Source organism: Thiothrix sp., assembly GCF_028714775.1.
Taxonomy (GTDB): Bacteria; Pseudomonadota; Gammaproteobacteria; order Thiotrichales; family Thiotrichaceae; genus Thiothrix.
In genome coordinates this window covers 64077-79748 of the sequence record NZ_JAQTLS010000013.1, presented here as the reverse complement: position 1 = coordinate 79748, position 15672 = coordinate 64077, and the positions used below count along the sequence as shown (strand labels likewise).

At 55.1% G+C, this 15672-nt stretch carries 19 protein-coding genes; 13 read left to right on the top strand and 6 right to left on the bottom strand.

The genetic code is table 11. The features are described 5' to 3' along the window. Positions 1 to 10 precede the first annotated feature (10 nt). From PHE17_RS13420 to PHE17_RS13410, 4 genes are all read left to right on the top strand, one after another. Complete coding sequence (locus PHE17_RS13420; protein ID WP_301016389.1) at positions 11 to 421, top strand: PaaI family thioesterase; 411 nt, start codon at positions 11 to 13, stop codon at positions 419 to 421. A 119-nt stretch (positions 422 to 540) separates the two neighbouring features. Beyond that, positions 541 to 1194, top strand: a complete 654-nt coding sequence (locus PHE17_RS13415) for a hypothetical protein (RefSeq protein ID WP_301016388.1) — start codon at positions 541 to 543, stop codon at positions 1192 to 1194. 237 nt (positions 1195 to 1431) lie between these two features. Continuing rightward, positions 1432 to 1971, top strand: a complete 540-nt coding sequence (locus PHE17_RS21710) for an AAA family ATPase (protein WP_363320115.1) — start codon at positions 1432 to 1434, stop codon at positions 1969 to 1971. After that, positions 1968 to 2315 carry a DUF1801 domain-containing protein gene (locus PHE17_RS13410; RefSeq protein ID WP_301016387.1) on the top strand — a complete coding sequence of 116 codons (348 nt, stop codon included), beginning with the start codon at positions 1968 to 1970 and terminating at the stop codon, positions 2313 to 2315. The genes PHE17_RS21710 and PHE17_RS13410 overlap by 4 nt, the downstream gene beginning before the upstream one ends. Positions 2316 to 2349: 34 nt before the next feature. On the opposite strand, the gene PHE17_RS13405 is transcribed toward PHE17_RS13410, so the two are convergent. From PHE17_RS13405 to PHE17_RS13395, 3 genes are read right to left on the bottom strand one after another with little or no spacing between them, the layout of a single operon-like run. After that, the gene (locus tag PHE17_RS13405) at positions 2350 to 2823 is read right to left on the bottom strand and encodes an SCP2 sterol-binding domain-containing protein (RefSeq protein ID WP_301016386.1); all 474 of its coding nucleotides are present in this window, start codon (positions 2821 to 2823) and stop codon (positions 2350 to 2352) included. A 15-nt stretch (positions 2824 to 2838) separates the two neighbouring features. Continuing rightward, positions 2839 to 3774: a U32 family peptidase gene (locus PHE17_RS13400; RefSeq protein ID WP_301016385.1), complete on the bottom strand. Its 936-nt coding sequence runs from the start codon at positions 3772 to 3774 to the stop codon at positions 2839 to 2841. Positions 3775 to 3781: 7 nt separating this feature from the next. Next, positions 3782 to 4792 (bottom strand): peptidase U32 family protein, encoded by a 1011-nt coding sequence (locus PHE17_RS13395; RefSeq protein WP_301016384.1) that lies wholly within the window; start codon positions 4790 to 4792, stop codon positions 3782 to 3784. A 216-nt stretch (positions 4793 to 5008) separates the two neighbouring features. On the opposite strand from PHE17_RS13395, the gene PHE17_RS13390 reads away from it, so the two are divergent. The 8 genes from PHE17_RS13390 to PHE17_RS13355 all read left to right on the top strand — a co-directional run bounded on the left by PHE17_RS13390 (position 5009) and on the right by PHE17_RS13355 (position 10407). Further along, entirely contained in the window at positions 5009 to 5443 is a 435-nt protein-coding gene (locus PHE17_RS13390; RefSeq protein WP_301016383.1) for a cytochrome c, read from the top strand. An 11-nt stretch (positions 5444 to 5454) separates the two neighbouring features. Beyond that, positions 5455 to 6825 (top strand): cbb3-type cytochrome c oxidase subunit I, encoded by a 1371-nt coding sequence (locus tag PHE17_RS13385; RefSeq protein WP_301016382.1) that lies wholly within the window; start codon positions 5455 to 5457, stop codon positions 6823 to 6825. 199 nt (positions 6826 to 7024) lie between these two features. Continuing rightward, positions 7025 to 8020, top strand: coding sequence for a tellurite resistance/C4-dicarboxylate transporter family protein (locus tag PHE17_RS13380; protein ID WP_301016381.1), 996 nt, complete (start codon positions 7025 to 7027; stop codon positions 8018 to 8020). 32 nt (positions 8021 to 8052) lie between these two features. Next, positions 8053 to 8280 carry a LuxR C-terminal-related transcriptional regulator gene (locus tag PHE17_RS13375; RefSeq protein ID WP_301016380.1) on the top strand — a complete coding sequence of 76 codons (228 nt, stop codon included), beginning with the start codon at positions 8053 to 8055 and terminating at the stop codon, positions 8278 to 8280. Between the two features lie 131 nt (positions 8281 to 8411). Next, the gene (locus tag PHE17_RS13370; protein WP_301016379.1) at positions 8412 to 8939 is read left to right on the top strand and encodes a cytochrome c oxidase subunit 3 family protein; all 528 of its coding nucleotides are present in this window, start codon (positions 8412 to 8414) and stop codon (positions 8937 to 8939) included. A gap of 4 nt (positions 8940 to 8943) precedes the next feature. After that, positions 8944 to 9192 (top strand): cytochrome C oxidase subunit IV family protein, encoded by a 249-nt coding sequence (locus tag PHE17_RS13365; RefSeq protein WP_301016378.1) that lies wholly within the window; start codon positions 8944 to 8946, stop codon positions 9190 to 9192. A 1-nt stretch (position 9193) separates the two neighbouring features. After that, complete coding sequence (locus tag PHE17_RS13360) at positions 9194 to 9625, top strand: hemerythrin family protein (RefSeq protein ID WP_301016377.1); 432 nt, start codon at positions 9194 to 9196, stop codon at positions 9623 to 9625. Beyond that, positions 9544 to 10407, top strand: coding sequence for a CbbQ/NirQ/NorQ/GpvN family protein (locus PHE17_RS13355; RefSeq protein ID WP_301016375.1), 864 nt, complete (start codon positions 9544 to 9546; stop codon positions 10405 to 10407). The genes PHE17_RS13360 and PHE17_RS13355 overlap by 82 nt, the downstream gene beginning before the upstream one ends. On the opposite strand, the gene PHE17_RS13350 is transcribed toward PHE17_RS13355, so the two are convergent. Beyond that, on the bottom strand, positions 10404 to 11096 hold the full coding sequence (locus PHE17_RS13350) for a Crp/Fnr family transcriptional regulator (RefSeq protein ID WP_301016374.1): 693 nt from the start codon (positions 11094 to 11096) through the stop codon (positions 10404 to 10406). The two genes, PHE17_RS13355 and PHE17_RS13350, sit on opposite strands and share 4 nt — an antisense overlap. A 16-nt stretch (positions 11097 to 11112) precedes the next feature. On the opposite strand from PHE17_RS13350, the gene PHE17_RS13345 reads away from it, so the two are divergent. Beyond that, entirely contained in the window at positions 11113 to 12792 is a 1680-nt protein-coding gene (locus tag PHE17_RS13345) for a VWA domain-containing protein (protein ID WP_301016373.1), read from the top strand. Positions 12793 to 12845: 53 nt separating this feature from the next. Here the strand turns inward: PHE17_RS13345 and PHE17_RS13340 are convergent, their stop codons facing one another. After that, positions 12846 to 14786, bottom strand: coding sequence for a DEAD/DEAH box helicase (locus tag PHE17_RS13340; RefSeq protein ID WP_301016372.1), 1941 nt, complete (start codon positions 14784 to 14786; stop codon positions 12846 to 12848). Positions 14787 to 14850: 64 nt separating this feature from the next. After that, positions 14851 to 15642 carry an enoyl-ACP reductase gene (locus PHE17_RS13335; RefSeq protein ID WP_301016371.1) on the bottom strand — a complete coding sequence of 264 codons (792 nt, stop codon included), beginning with the start codon at positions 15640 to 15642 and terminating at the stop codon, positions 14851 to 14853. Positions 15643 to 15672 lie beyond the last annotated feature (30 nt).

Here is a 15672-nt window from a genome sequence, read left to right as displayed (position 1 = left end):
AGCGGGCAAGATGGCGACATTGGACGAAGTGGCGGCATTCATCGCAACAGAGTTCCCGCAAACCAAATGCGTGGTGCTGTCCGTCGGCAATGGCGGCGCAACCCTGACGCACGATGTCGGCGTGGATGAATTGCGCCCCGGCGGTACGGTTTCCGGCCCGGTGCTGATGGGTGTCGCCGATGTCGCGCTGTATGTCGCCATTCACGGCGAGCTTGGCATCACGCCGATGGCAGCGACCACCAGCCTGACCGTCAATTTCCTGCGCAAACCGGATGGTGACAAACCCATTGTAGCGGAATGTAAACTGATCAAAGTCGGCAAAACGCTGGTCGTCGGCGAAGTCTCGCTGTATTCGCAAGGCAAGCCGGAACCCGTCGCGCATGTGGTGGGGACGTATTCGTTGCCACCACGTCGGGGTTAAACTGGAGCCGCATTCCATGAATTCATCAGAGATAATAATCAGCACGGTGGTAGCCAGTGATTTCATCCAATCAACGCTCATCCGCCCGCTTGTCCAAGTCGAAATATTAGGACTTTGTTATGATTTCCACGCGCAATCTTGAAGCACTTCCAAGCATATCCGAACTGCGTCGGATCATGCAGTCTTTGGCAATGTTGGATGCCATCATTGAGGAAGAATGGGAGAGCCGATCTTTTTCTTTCAACGCTAGCTGGTCAAAAACGGAAGAAATGGGTTCTATGCGTAACGGATCTGGGGATGACCTCTTTGCTGTTTTTTGTGAGACAGGCTGCTTCTTGAGGGGATTCGATCATGAGTCTGCTATGTCGCCTTGGTATCAGAAACCACCAAAAATCTGGCTGGGTATATTGGAAAATATACCGACAGAGTTCAGCAAATTATTGGTCGAGCCTGCACTCCATATGGAAGACACTACGTACTGTATTTGGAGAAGAGCGAACGAACCGCAATGGTCGCGAGGTACAATTCAGTTTGCCGACGGTGCAGACCCCGATGGCTCTGAGTGGATGCTATCGAGGTTCGATGGGAGTGCCGAAGCTTATGTTGCTTATGCACTGGAATACTTCGAGGTTGTAGTTCCCAGTGCAGCAGTTGACGCGGTGTTTCGTCATGAACCACTGTCTAGCCAACTACTAAAAATGTTTCCTAGTTCACGAGACCTGAGTGGTCTTTTAGCTGACGCTACAGAAATCGGTTACGGTGTAGGGTTTTAAATCACAACGAGATAGGCTATGTCTGTTACCGTAACGGGCGGGTGACCGGGGGCGTTACTCGCGCAAAAAGTCTTACGCCACAAGTCCAGCAAAGCCACATTTCAGCGCGTGTTTTGGCTGACGGTGGTGGTGAATGTGGGTGTCGTTGGGTGGTTGATGAATGCTGGAATGGTCAAAGTATGATTGGAAAATCCTATCTGACAGTTGGTCTGTCCACTAAAAGCGTTAGGTAAGGTGATGCGAGAGCTACACTTTCCGTCGCCGATGCTGTACATTTTTTCTGGACTTCCGGGAAGCGGTAAGTCGTCTCTTGCCAAATTGCTTGCGTGCGAACTCCGTGCTGTCTATTTGCGTATTGACACTATCGAACAAGGGCTGTGTGACCTCTGTTCTTTTGACGTAGAAGGTGAGGGTTATCGGCTCGCTTACAGAATTGCATCTGATAATCTGCGCTTGGGATTAAGCGTTGTTGCAGATTCTTGTAATCCCATCGAACTAACAAGACGAGAATGGGAGCAGGTTGCCCGCGAATCACAGGCCGACTATAGGAATATTGAGGTCATTTGTTCTGACCCTACCGAGCATCGCCATAGGGTGGAAACCCGAATTTCAGGCGTGCAAGGATTAAGGCTCCCCACATGGCGCGACGTTGAGCGGCGCGAATACCATGACTGGACAGTTCACAGGATTATTGTTGATACGTCAGGTAAAACTGAGCAGGAGTGCGCAAATGAGCTTTTGTCAAAGTTGTCAGAATCACCACGGTGTAACCCATGACAGAACGCTCCAAATTCACCAACATTGATGATTACATCGCGGCGGCCTCACCCGATGTCAAACCCATCCTCGAAGCCATACGGAAACTCATTCAGGCCAGTGTCCCAAATGCGCAGGAAACCATCAGCTATCAGATGCCAGCCTTCAAGCTGCGGCGAACGTTCATTTATTTCGCCGCGTTCAAGCAGCATATCGGTATCTATCCGCCGGTAAAAAATGATGAAGCCCTGATCAATGAGCTGCTGCCGTTTAGTAACGAGAAAGGCAATCTGAAATTCCCGCTCAACCAGCCGATCCCCTACGAACTCATCGGCAGGGTGGCAGCAGCGCTGGCGAAAGCATAGTTCGCACGCTCGCCTCCACGATCTTGGTCAGCCGTCAGGCCATCCCTTCCCGCAACGCCCGTTCCCGCACGCGGTTCACCAAGCGCCCCAATACGCCGGGAAAGCTTGCCAGCAGGGTTTCAAATTCCACCCCGTCGAGCATGTTTTTCACCCGTAAGCCAAGGTCGGTATCGCCTTCGATCAGCAAGCGGCGGTTGAAAAACAGCGTGTCTGGGTCTTCCAGCCGCAGCGCAAGGCGGGTGAAATCCATCAGCGTAGCGGTGAAAGTGACATCCGCTTGCCCCGCTTTTTCTGCCTTTAGGCCGGATGTTGCCACCGAGAACCACAGCTTGATGCCGGTATCGCGTACATGCACGCAGAAACGGCGCTCTTGCAGGGCTTCCCAGTCCAAGTCTTGCAGGCTCTTCCACACCGTGAGGTTGAACGCCGTGGCAAACGCCAGTGAGGCGGGGTAAGCGGGCAGGCGGGCAAGCAGTTTTGCCAGTGCCGCTGGAGGTGTTAATTTCATCATCATCTCCTTATCTTAGCCCCTCGCCCCTTGGGGGAGAGGGGTTGGGGTGAGGGGTAATTCGAGGTCTAGCCCCGCTTTTCCCAACCAATACCCATCACACGCGGGTGCTGGCAAGAACGGCTGTAACTGTGTCGCCACTTTGTTTGCAGGCAGCGTGCCATCCAGCGCCTCACGGTAGGTTGCCACTACGTCACCCATGTGTTGCGACTGCGGCGACAAACGCAACGCCGTCACCTGCGTCCCCACCAGTTCGCCTAGCCGGTGCGCCAACGAATGTACCTTGCCCGATTGGGTCTGGATGCCATTGATGGTGAGGAAACCTTCGCCCTCGCGGGTATTCAGGGTCAGCCCATCCGGGTGGTCAATGCAGCGGAATTCGCAAGCATCTTTCTGCAAATTGTAATGCCGTGCGGTGAAACAGCGGGCAGAAAACGCCAGCGGTAAACGCCCGAACGCAAACACTTCGGTTTCCATCCCCGCCGGGATCGGCATGGCAGTGAGCATGGCACGCGGCATTTCCACCGGCGGAACCCAGCGCATTGCCCCTAAGTTTGCCAGCAAGGCCAACGTATCGGGGTTGTAAACATTCAGTGCCGGGCCTGCCACAAACGCCAAACCGGCTTTGGATAACAGGTTGGCAGCGCCGAATTCGTTAGCTTCCACGCGGAAACGCCCGTTATCGACGATCTTGCGCAGCGCCTTGAGGTCAGATTCGGACTCAATCAGGGTTTGGGTGGAAAGCACCACTTCCTTGCCTGCCGCTGCCAATGTTTCCGCCAGTGCCAGCCAGTCTTCATGGCGCAATTCGTGGCGGCGCGAACACACGGTTTCGCCCAAGTAAACGGTATCCACCGCCCAGCTTGCCGCTTGTTCATAGAAGGACAGCACCGTGTCGCGGGGCCAGTAATACAGCAATGGCCCAAGAGCCAGTTTGATGGGTGATGTCATCAGTGCCTCATTTCCACGGGCGGTAATAAGCGCCAAGGGTGTGCATACTGCCCTCGGATACTTTGTCGAGTTGGGTCAACCACGCGGGTTGCGGCTTGAAGGTGGCGGGGTTGCGTTTCACCGCATCAATCGCGGCACGCCAGACTTGCGTCACTTGTGCGACGTAGGCAGGGCTGCGCTGGCGGCCTTCAATCTTGATCGCGGCAATGCCGATGCGGTGCATTTCCGGCAACATTTCCAGCGTATTGAGGCTGGTCGGCTCTTCCAGTGCGTAATAGGTTTCGCCTTGTACTTCAAAACGGCCTTTGCACAGGGTCGGGTAGCCAGCTTTTTCGTGGTCGGCGTAACGGTCAATCAGCACCCCGTTGAGGCGCGTTTCCATGCCAGTGGGGGTTTGTTGCCAGCGCACCGCATGACCGGGCGAACACGCGCCGAAAGTGTTGGGCGAGTCGCCGCAGGCATACGAAGACAGCAAACAGCGGCCTTCCACCATCACGCACAAACCGCCGAAGCCGAACAGTTCGATTTCCACCGGGGTGTGCTGCACTACATTTTCCACCTGCGGTAACGACAGCACACGCGGCACGACGGCGCGTTGGATACCGAAATGTTCGTGGTAGAAATTGATCGCCTCGTAATTGGTCGCCGAACCTTGCACGGAAAGGTGCAGGCGCAAGTGCGGGTGGGTTTTCATCGCGTAAGCCATCAGGCCGGGGTCGGCGAGGATGATTGCGTCTAATCCGGCAGTGGCGGCGGTATCCACGGCTTGTTGCCAGCGTTTGAGGGTGGTGGGCTGTGGGTAAGTGTTGAGCGCCATCAGCACCTTGCGGTTTTTGGCATGGGCGTAGCGGACACCTTCGGCGAGTGCTTTGGCATCGAAATTCAGGCCGCTGAAGTTGCGGGCGTTGGTGTTGTCTTTCAGCCCCAGATAAACGCTGTCTGCGCCGTGGTCTACTGCTGCCTTGAGCGCGGGCAAGCTGCCTGCGGGGCAGATGAGTTCGAGCAGTGGTTTGGGCATGGTTGTACCTGTTGCAGCGGAGATGGTACTTCATAGCCTACCCGCCCACTGGCTGCCTTGACCCATATCAACGAACCGGCAGACGCCACGACAATGGTAGGCAGAAACCGGCAATTGGCGCTATTTCGTTCTTGACCGAGGTCAAGGCTGACATCCACGCTATTCCTCTAGTCTCGCTCCGTAATTAACATTTTTGAATACGGAGGGACTCACACCATGCATGAAGTTTTTACCAAAAGCATGGCGAGGAACATTTATTACGGCGGATCGTTATTTTTTATCCTGCTGTTCCTTGCCCTGACCTTTGACAGCCAAACGGCTATCGCGACCCGTGACAACCACGAGAACCTGACCCCCCAAGTCGCCGCAGGCAAACGCCTGTGGGAAACGAACAACTGTGTCGGTTGCCACACCTTGCTGGGTGAGGGCGCATATTTCGCGCCTGAACTGGGCAACGTCTACAAGCGCATGGGAGAAAACAAGGAGGCCATCAAAGTCTGGATCAAAACCCGACCTGTGGATGGTGTGCCGGGTCGCCGCAGTATGCCGCAATTCAATTTCACCGAGGAACAACTGGATAACATTGCCGAGTTCCTGAAATACACCAGTGAAATCAATACCAATAACTGGCCACCAAACATTCAGGGGTAAGGAGAGACGCTATGCAATACCAATCCCAAGCAGTTGCGAAACTGTATTTTACGGCGGCGATGGCGCTGTTCCTTGCGCAGATAGTGTTTGGCCTGATCATGGGTCTTCAGTATGTGATGGGCGATTTCCTGTTCCCGGAAATTCCGTTCAATGTGGCGCGTATGGTGCACACCAACACCTTGATTGTGTGGTTGTTGATGGGCTTCATGGGTGCGGCTTATTACCTCGTGCCGGAAGAATCCGGGCGGGAATTGTATTCGCCGTTCCTCGCCAAACTGATGTTCTGGATATTTTTGGTCGCGGCGGGGCTGACAGTCGTTGGCTACTTGGCAGTGCCTTACGCGACGCTGGCGAAAATTACCGGCAATGATTTGCTGCCGACGATGGGACGTGAGTTCCTTGAGCAGCCGACCATTACCAAAATGGGCATCGTGGTGGTGGCTTTAGCCTTCCTGTACAACATTGGCATGACCGTCCTGACCGGGCGTAAAACTGTCGTCACCATTGTATTGCTGACGGGTTTGTTGGGCTTGGCGGTGTTCTTCCTGTTCTCGTTCTATAACCCGGACAATTTGGTTAAGGACAAGTACTTCTGGTGGTGGGTCGTGCACCTGTGGGTGGAAGGCGTATGGGAACTGATTTTGGCTTCCATCCTCGCGTTTGTGCTGATCAAGACCACTGGGGTTGACCGTGAAGTGATCGAAAAGTGGTTGTACATCATCATCGCCATGACCCTAATCACTGGGATTATCGGTACGGGACACCATTATTACTGGATCGGTACGCCGGGGTACTGGCAGTGGTGGGGGTCTATCTTCTCAGCACTCGAACCGATTCCGTTTTTCATGCTGACCCTGTTTGCCTTTAACACCATCAACAAGCGCAAGCGTGAGCACCCTAACAAGGCCACGGTCTTGTGGGCAATGGGGACGGCAGTTATGGCTTTCCTTGGTGCAGGCGTGTGGGGTTTCATGCATACCTTGGCTCCGGTGAATTACTACACCCACGGTACGCAGATCACCGCTGCCCACGGGCACATGGCCTTTTACGGCGCGTATGCAATGGTGGTGATGACCATCATTTCCTATGCCGTGCCGCTGATGCGCGGGCAAGAGGCCAAAAGCAATGGCAAGCAAGTGTTGGAAATGTGGTCGTTCTGGTTGATGACGGTTTCCATCGTGTTCATCACTTTGTTCCTGACCGGTGCGGGCATTCTGCAAACCTATTTGCAACGTTACACCGATACGCCGCTGTCTTTCATGGTGGTACAGGAAAAAATCAGCCTGTTCTATTGGATGCGCGAAGCATCGGGAGTGGTATTCTTTGTTGGGGCAATCCTGTTCCTGCTGAGTTTTCTGCCGGATCGTAAAGCCGCTGCTTAAACGCTGGATGCTGGTTTTTTAGTACGGGGCAGCCTTTGGGTTGCCCTTTGTCATTCCCTTGATGAATTCCAATGTCCCTACTGCCGCCATAACGCTAGAATGCATTAGAGAATGCTAATTCAGCTTATTTTTTAGCACGTGAGGTAGCCACATTATCGACGCTAATCCATCCACCACAACACTACGCTGGCTTGAGGGCTTGTTTCCGGGCTATTTTGCCTTGGTCATGGCAAGCGGCATCTTGAGCTTTGCTTTCAATCTGGTGGGGCAACATTTCCTGTCTGAATCGCTGTTTGGGGTAACGCTATTGGCGTGGGTGGTGCTGCTGTTCTTGAGTGCGTGGCGTTTGTTGCGCTTCCCCAAAGCAGTACAGATTGATTTGCTGAATATCCGTCGGGTTTTCGCGTTTTTCACGCTGGTGGTCGCCACCGATCTGGTGGGGATTTTGCTCAATCAGCACGGCTATGCGCAGTTGGCAATCGCTTGTTGGGCGGTGGCGTTTGTGGTGTGGTCATTGTTGTTGTACTTGAGTTTCAGTGTGCTGACGTTCCTGACCCATCCGCATACCGTTAATGTGGTGCATGGCGACTGGCTGACTTCCATCATTGGCACGCAATCCTTGGTGTTGTTGGGAACCGCGATTGCCCCGCATTTGGGTGAATACGCTGACTACATGATGGTGGAAGTGCATTTGTTGTGGATGTTGGGGCTGGTGTTGTATGGCATTTTCGTCACCTTGTTCTGTTACCGGATTTTTTTCCTGAGCTTTAAACCGGAAGATACCTCGCCCTTGTTGTGGGTCATCATGGGCGCGGCGGCAGTGGGGGTGAATGCCGGAACGGGCTTGCTGAAAGCGGACGTACACTTGCCATTCCTGCTATCCCTGCACCCGTTCATTGATGGTGTAGTAATGGTCATGTGGGCATGGGCAACTTGGTGGATTCCGTTGCTGGTTATTTTTGGCATTTGGAAACACGGCATCCGGCGCTACCCCTTACGCTATGAACCGGCGCTGTGGAGCATGGTATTTCCATTGGGCATGTATGCGGTTGCCAGTTTCCGCTTAGGGTTGGCGGCTGATTTTCCGCCCTTGCAGTGGATTTCGCAGATCATGTTGTGGGTGGCGTTTGCAACGTGGTGCGTGGTAATGGCGGGGTTAATGCATTTCTTGTACCGGGGATTTCGGCAAACATAAAACGGGCGGTATCGCTACCGCCTGTAATGGTCATGATGATTCTAGGTGGTGTTGTCTGGAGTATAAGGGACTCTCAAGACTGTCCTAAATCATTAAACCATTACAAACTGGTCGCGGCGGGTAAAAGCAATAAACTGGTAGCGCGGGAACTGAACATTACCGAAGGTACGGTCAAAGTGCATGTCAAACACCTGTTACGCAAACTTAACCTGCGTTCACGGGTGGAGGCGGCAGTGTGGTTTGTCGAGCAGCAGCGGTAGCCGTTCCATTTTTAAGCGCTTGACCCAAGTCAAGGTACACCGCCCGACCTTGCCCTAACCTCCCTCCCATGACATCAACCGCTCTCACCTCCGTATCCCGTCGTCCTGTTCCCCTGCCGGGGGACTTGGCGATGTGGATTTTCATCCTTGCCGAACTGTTGGTGTTCGCGATTTTTTTCAGCTCCTATGCCTTTGCCCGCAGCGGCAATGTGGAGCTGTTCAACCATTACCAGCAAACGCTCAACCGTAACATTGGTGCGGCGAATACCGTCATTTTACTGACCGGAAGCCTGTTTGTGGTGTTGGCAGTGCAAGCGGTTAAGGTGGGAAAGCTGACACAGTGCCGTAACTGGTTACTGGCGGGCGTGGGTTCTGGGGCGTTATTCGTCATCCTCAAAAGCGTGGAATTTGCCGACAAATTCGCGCAAGGCATCAGCCTCAGCACCAATACGTTTTATATGTTTTACCTGTCGCTGACGTTTTTCCATTTCATGCACGTTATCCTCGGCATGATTATCCTTGCGGCAGTGGCGTGGAAGGCGCAAGCCGGGGACTATTCCGCCGCCGAACACACGGGCGTGGAAACCGGCGCATCCTATTGGCACATGGTCGATCTGGTGTGGGTTGTGTTGTTTCCGCTGGTTTACGTGATACGGTGATGGCATGAAAGCAGTCGCAGTGTGGTTGCTGTTGGTGATGTTGACCCTGCTGACGTGGTGGGTGGGGCAGGCGGGCTACAGCGGGCAATGGCTGGTTATGGCCTTGCTGGTGTCGGTGTTCATCAAGGGACATTTCATCATTGCGGATTTCATGGCCTTGCGCGGCGTGGCACTGTTGTGGCAGGCGCTGGTGCATGGCTGGCTGATATTGGTTTTAGGTTTAATTTTTCTGGCTTACTGGATAGGAATGTAACATGGGTTCCATCGAAAAATTTGCAGAATGCGCTGAGTTGCCGCAGGTAGCTATGCCGTTTATGAATACCGTCCACTGTGAAGAGTTGGCATTGGTCGGGGAATTATTGCGCGAAATGGGCAACCAAGCCGCCCCGGATGCGGTGACGACCAAGCTGGCAGAATGGGTAGCGCACACCGAAGCGCACTTTGCCCGCGAAAACCGCCTGATGGAGCAATACGGATTTTTCGCTACCCCCGTCCATCAAATGGAGCATGTGCAAGCGCTTGAACAATTACGGGCGGTGCAACAGCAATGGTTGGCGCTGCATGACCAAGCCGCCCTGTTGGCTTACATCCAGCAATGGCGGGAATGGCTGCAACAACACATTTCCACGATGGATTTTGTGACGGCGCATTTCCTCAGCCAGTTCAATATTCAGGTGGAACTGTAGTGGTGGTGGGCATTCCCCATTACCAAACGCAAGGGCAGGAGATGGCGTTGTTTGAACACGCCTTCCGCCGCCAACTGCCAGTCCTGCTGAAAGGCCCGACTGGCTGCGGCAAAACCCGTTTCGTTGAACACATGGCAGCCAAGCTCGGTAGGCCGCTGTACACGGTAGCCTGCCACGACGATTTGAGTGCGGCAGATTTGGTCGGGCGGCATTTGATCGGCGACGGTGAAACTTACTGGAACGACGGCCCCTTAACCCGTGCCGTGCGCGAAGGTGCAATCTGTTATCTGGACGAAGTGGTGGAAGCCCGCAAAGATACCACCGTAATTTTGCACCCGCTCTCCGACAACCGCCGCATCCTGCCGATTGAGCGCACGGGCGAAACCTTGCACGCCCCACCGGAATTCATGCTGGTGGTGTCCTACAACCCCGGCTACCAGAATTTACTCAAGGGCATGAAACCGTCCACCCGCCAGCGTTTCGTCGCCCTGCGTTTCGACTACCCCAAACCAGAGGTAGAAACCCGTATCGTGGTACTTGAAACCGGCGTGGATGACAAGTTGGCAGCGCAATTGGTGAAACTGGCAAATGCCTTGCGGGTGCTGAAAGAACACGATTTGGAAGAGTCCGCCTCCACCCGCTTGCTGGTGTACACCGCCACGTTGATGCAGGATGGCTTCGAGCCACTCGCCGCCTGCCGTGCGGCACTGGTCGAACCGCTAACCGATGACCCGGAAACCGTGGAAGCGTTGATGGAAGTGGTAAAAGCGTTTTTCGCCTAAATCTCCACCCGCACCATTTCCTCCAGCGCGACCACATCCAGCAGGTCAATGTGCTGGTCATTGACGGCAATCAGGTGCTTATCGCTGAGGCGTTTGAGGATGCGGGAAAAGGTTTCCGGCTTGATCGACAGGCGCGACGCCACCACATGTTTGGGCACATCCAGCACGACACGGGCGCACGCGGGGTCATTGCAGCGCATTTCCAGCAACCAGATGACCAGCCGGAAGGTGGCATTGTGCAGGGTTAGACGGTCGACTTCGTTGAGCAGCCAGTGCATCCGGCGGCTGATTAGCCCCATCATGCTGAAACACAGGTCTACCGAGGAACGCAGCATCTGTTCGTATTGCGCCGCGTTGATACCGACCACGGTTGCGGGTTTGAGCGCTACCGCATGTACCGGAAATTGCCGTCCGCCCATGAACAGCACCGCTTCGGCAAAGCTGCTGCCGGGGGCAATGATGTCCACCACTTTTTCATCACCATTGGGGGTCAGGCGGAACAGTTTCACAAAGCCTTTGATGTTGACGAACACTTCGGTCAGCGGGTCGCCCTGCCGGAACAACAGTTCGCCTTCATTCAGGGTGTACAAGTGCGCGGTATCCACCAAGGCATTGAACTGGTCAGGTTCGAGCGCCCGGAACAGCGGTGAGCGGTGCAATAAGGTCAGGGTGTAATTATCAAATTTCATGCGGTGAAGTGTAACGATGGAAGAATGGGTCGGTAAAGCCTGGCATAAGCTGATTACGCGCAGCGCCAATCGCGAATACCCACAAGCACGGGTAAATCTGGAGGAAATGCGTAAAACCCTCGGCATCGTGTTACGCGCTTTGAGCGGTGATGCTGGTTTGCAAGTTCGCCAGAGCAGTGAAATTGCTAACGGTGCGCGGCGCAGCCTGATGCAACGCCTTGCTGGAACAGGGCTGAAAACCAGCGCGGCGTGGCGTGATGCTGACAGCTTGAACCTACCCGACAGCATTGCCATTTTTCCGCAGCGCGAATTGAACCGCGAACTGTATTTGTGGCTGGCGGTAGTGGGCAGTGGGGGCGTGTTGCATACGCCGTTTTTACAATCCCGCTACCAACGCCTGCTAACTGCTTGGCAAACCCTGCACCCTGACGCGACCGAATTACCCCTGAGCCTGATTCACCCACCCACCACTAATCCGTTGCCCGCTGCGCCCAGTTTGGCAGAACCCGCCCCGCCGGAAACCTCCCCCAACAGCCAAGCATCTGCTGAAAGCACGAAACGCCAACGCGCCGAACGCACCGAGATGCCCGACGGCAAAAGTGGTCTGCTGATGTTTCGCCTCGAAAGCCTGTTTTCGTGGACAGAATACATCCCCGTTGACCGCACGACGGAAGATGACCCCAATGACGATGCCGCCCGTGCTGCGGAAGACATGGACGTAATCACCGTTGCCCGTGACCGTAAAGCCAGTTCCCACAAGATCAAACTCAACTTGGATTTGCCCAGCGCCGCATACGACGACATCCCGCAAGGCGAAGGCATCCCGCTACCTGAATGGGATTACCGCCAGCAAACCCTCAAGCCCGACCACTGCCGCTTGCAAGTCATGCTGCCACGGGATGCGCAGGAAATGGTACTTCCCGCGCGTTTGCAAACCGCTGCCCGCAAGTTGCGCCGCCGCTTTGAAGCCTTGCAACCGCGCCGCGAATGGCTCAACCACCAACAAGAAGGGGTGGAACTCGATACCGACAGTTACATCCTGCACCTAGCGGAGCGTAAGCGTGGCAAGGCAGATATTCCGGCGGTGTACCGTGATTGCCGTGAGCAAGGGCGCGATTTGTCCTGCCTGTTGCTGGCGGATTTTTCCATGTCCACCGACAGTTGGGTGAGCAACCATGCACGGGTGGTGGATGTGGTGCGTGATGCGCTGCTGCTGTTTGCCGAAAGTTTGGGTGCTACCAGTGACCGTTTCGCCCTGTACGGGTTTTCCTCGCTTAACCGCCAGCAAGTGCGCTTTTACCGCTTGAAAAGTTTTGCAGAACGCTACGATGGGTTGGCTCGCGGGCGCATTATGGCAACCCAGCCGGGTTATTACACCCGCATGGGCGCAGCGATCCGTTACGCCACACAATTGCTGGAAAAAGAGCCTTCGCAACAAAAACTGCTGTTGCTGCTGACCGACGGCAAGCCTAACGACCTCGACATTTACGAGGGGCGTTACGGGTTGGAAGATACCCGCATGGCGTTGCAGGAAGCGCGGCGTAAGGGGCTGAAACCGTTTTGCGTCACCATTGATGACAAGGCGGAAGATTATTTGCCGCGCTTGTTTGGGCAAAATGGCTGGGTGCTGGTGAAAAAGGCGGAAGAATTACCGCAGAAGTTACCGCAGTTGTATGCCTTGCTGACTGGGCGTTAAGCCTACGCCCGCTGACGAAAAAGCCGGGAAATTCCCGGCTTTCTGCTATGAGCTTACTGGAAGCGTTTCGGCTTGCCTTTGTCCTTGTCCGGTGCTTTCCGTGATGGTGGTTTGCTGCCACCTAGCGGGCGGTCAGTGCGTGGGGCTGAGTCCTTTTCACTCCGTGGGCGACGGTCGGGACGTGCCGCACCTTCTGGTCTGGGGCCTTCGCGGCGGCGTGGCGCACCATCACCACTGCGTGGGCGACGGTCATCACGGTCACGGCGCTGACCACCACCGCCACCACCCCGGTTCGGGGAGTAATCGGCAGCGGCCTCACCCGCAGGTTCGATATTGAGCATTTGCCCAGCAACACGCGCCCGTTTCAAATCGTGCAGGATGTCTTGCGGCATCCCTGCTGGCAGGTCGACGAGGCTGAAAGTGTCCTGAATGTCGATGTGTCCGATGAAACGGCTATCCAGCCCGGCTTCATTGGCAATTGCGCCGACAATATTGCCCGGTTTGACCCCGTGGCTGCGACCAACGTCAATGCGGAAACGCAGCATTTCGATGGTGTCATCGTCGCTGCTGAACGCTGAATTGGCGGCGTTGGCTTTGCGCTTACCCGGTTTGCGTTGTTCCTGCTCACGTTCACGCGGGGCAGGGTTGTACGCTGGGTGGTTTTTCTTTTCTTCCAACAACAGCGGTTCGTTTCCTTGCACCAGTTTGGCGAGGGCGGCGGCAATTTCAATCGCCGGGACGTTGTGCTCGCGCTCGTAGGCTTCCAGCAATTGCGAGAACAGGTCTAAGCCTTCTTCCGCCAGCGTGTCGGTGATGCGCTGTTTGAATTGTGAAATGCGCAGGTCGTTGATGACTTCGGTGGAAGGCAGTTCCATCAAATCAATCGGCTTGCGGGTGGCGCGTTCGATAGCACGCAGCAAGTGGCGTTCACGCGGGGAAACGAACAGGATGGCTTCACCACTGCGTCCAGCACGTCCGGTACGCCCGATACGGTGGACATAGGATTCGGTGTCGGTCGGAATGTCGTAGTTGATGACGTGGCTGATGCGCTCTACGTCCAAGCCGCGAGCCGCTACGTCGGTGGCGATCAGGATGTCGATCTTGCCGTTTTTCAACTGTTGGATGGTGCGTTCACGCAAGTTCTGGGCAATGTCACCGTTGAGGGCGACGGCGCTGTAGCCGCGTGCTTGCAGCTTTTCAGCCAGTTCCACCGTTTCGGTTTTGGTGCGCACGAAAATAATGATGGCATCAAACGGCTCGGCTTCGAGGATACGGGTGAGCGCGTCCAACTTGTGCAAGCCGCTGACCAACCAGTAACGCTGGCGGATGGTGTCAGCAGTGGTGGTCTTGACCTTGATGAAGACTTCCGCTGGATTGTTCAGGTAGCTCTGGGCAATGCGGTGGATAGCCGGTGGCATGGTTGCCGAGAACAGCGCGATTTGGCGCGTTGGCGGGGTTTGCTCCATGATCCATTCGATGTCTTCGATGAAACCCATGCGCAGCATTTCATCAGCTTCGTCCAATACCAGTGCTTGCAATCCGTCCAGCTTGAGCGTGCCACGGCGCAGGTGATCCATGATGCGCCCCGGTGTACCGACCACGACGTGGACGCCGCGTTGCAATTGGCGGAACTGCGTGCCGTAATCTTGCCCGCCGTAAATCGGCATGACGTGGAAACCGGGTAATTTTCCAGCGTATTTTTGGAAGGCTTCCGCGACTTGGATCGCCAGTTCACGGGTTGGTGCAAGCACCAAAATTTGTGGCCCACTTTTGCTTAAGTCAATGCGTGACAGCAAGGGCAGGGCGAACGCGGCAGTTTTACCTGTGCCGGTTTGCGCTTGGCCTAAGACATCGCGCCCTTCCAAGAGATAGGGAATGGTTTCGGCCTGAATGGCGGAAGGTGTTTCGTAACCTAAATCCTGAACGGCTTGCAGGACAGGGGCGGCAAGGCCGAATTCAGCGAATGCAGAGGGTGTATTTATTTCTGGGGACATTGGGCGCACAAGATATGGAGGAAACCGGGCATTATGCCCCAGTTCCCTCCTAAGATAAATGCTTTTATTCTTCCGTCAAACCTGACATGCCAAGAATATTCCAGCCGCCATCCACATAAGTGATTTCCCCGGTGATGCCGGAGGCGAGGTCAGAGCACAGGAATGCAGCAGCGTTGCCCACTTCTTCAATGGTCACGTTGCGGCGCATCGGTGCGTATTTCTCGAAATGGTCGAGCATTTTGCGGAAACCGGCGATGCCTGCTGCTGCCAAGGTGCGGATCGGGCCTGCGGAAACCGCATTCACGCGGATGCCTTGCGGGCCAAGATCGGCTGCCATGAAACGCACGGCGGCTTCCAAACTGGCTTTTGCCATGCCCATCACGTTGTAGTTAGGGATTGCCGCGACCGCGCCCAAATAGCTCAGTGCCAGCAATGAACCCTTGCGCCCTGCCATCAGCGGTTTGGCGTAACGTGCCAGCGCGAGGAAGCTGTAGGCGCTGATGTCGTGCGCAATCATTGAGCCTTCGCGGGTGGTGTTGTCCACGATGCTGCCAGAAAGCTGTTCTTTGGGGGCAAAGGCGATGGAATGCACCACGATGTCCAAGCCATCCCAGTGTTCGCCGAGTTGCTTGAAAGCGGCTTCAATGCTGGTATCTTCCGCCACTTCGCAGTGGATGACGATGCTGGAGCCGAATTCAGCCGCGAACTTTTCCACCCGGCCTTTGAGTTTGTCATTTTGGTAGGTGAACGCCAATTCCGCGCCTTCGCGGTGCATGGCTTGGGCAATGCCATAAGCGATGGAACGGTCACTTGCGATACCTGTGATCAGAGCGCGTTTGCCAGCGAGAAAACCCATGTGAACTCCTTGATGTTGGTGTTATGCTTT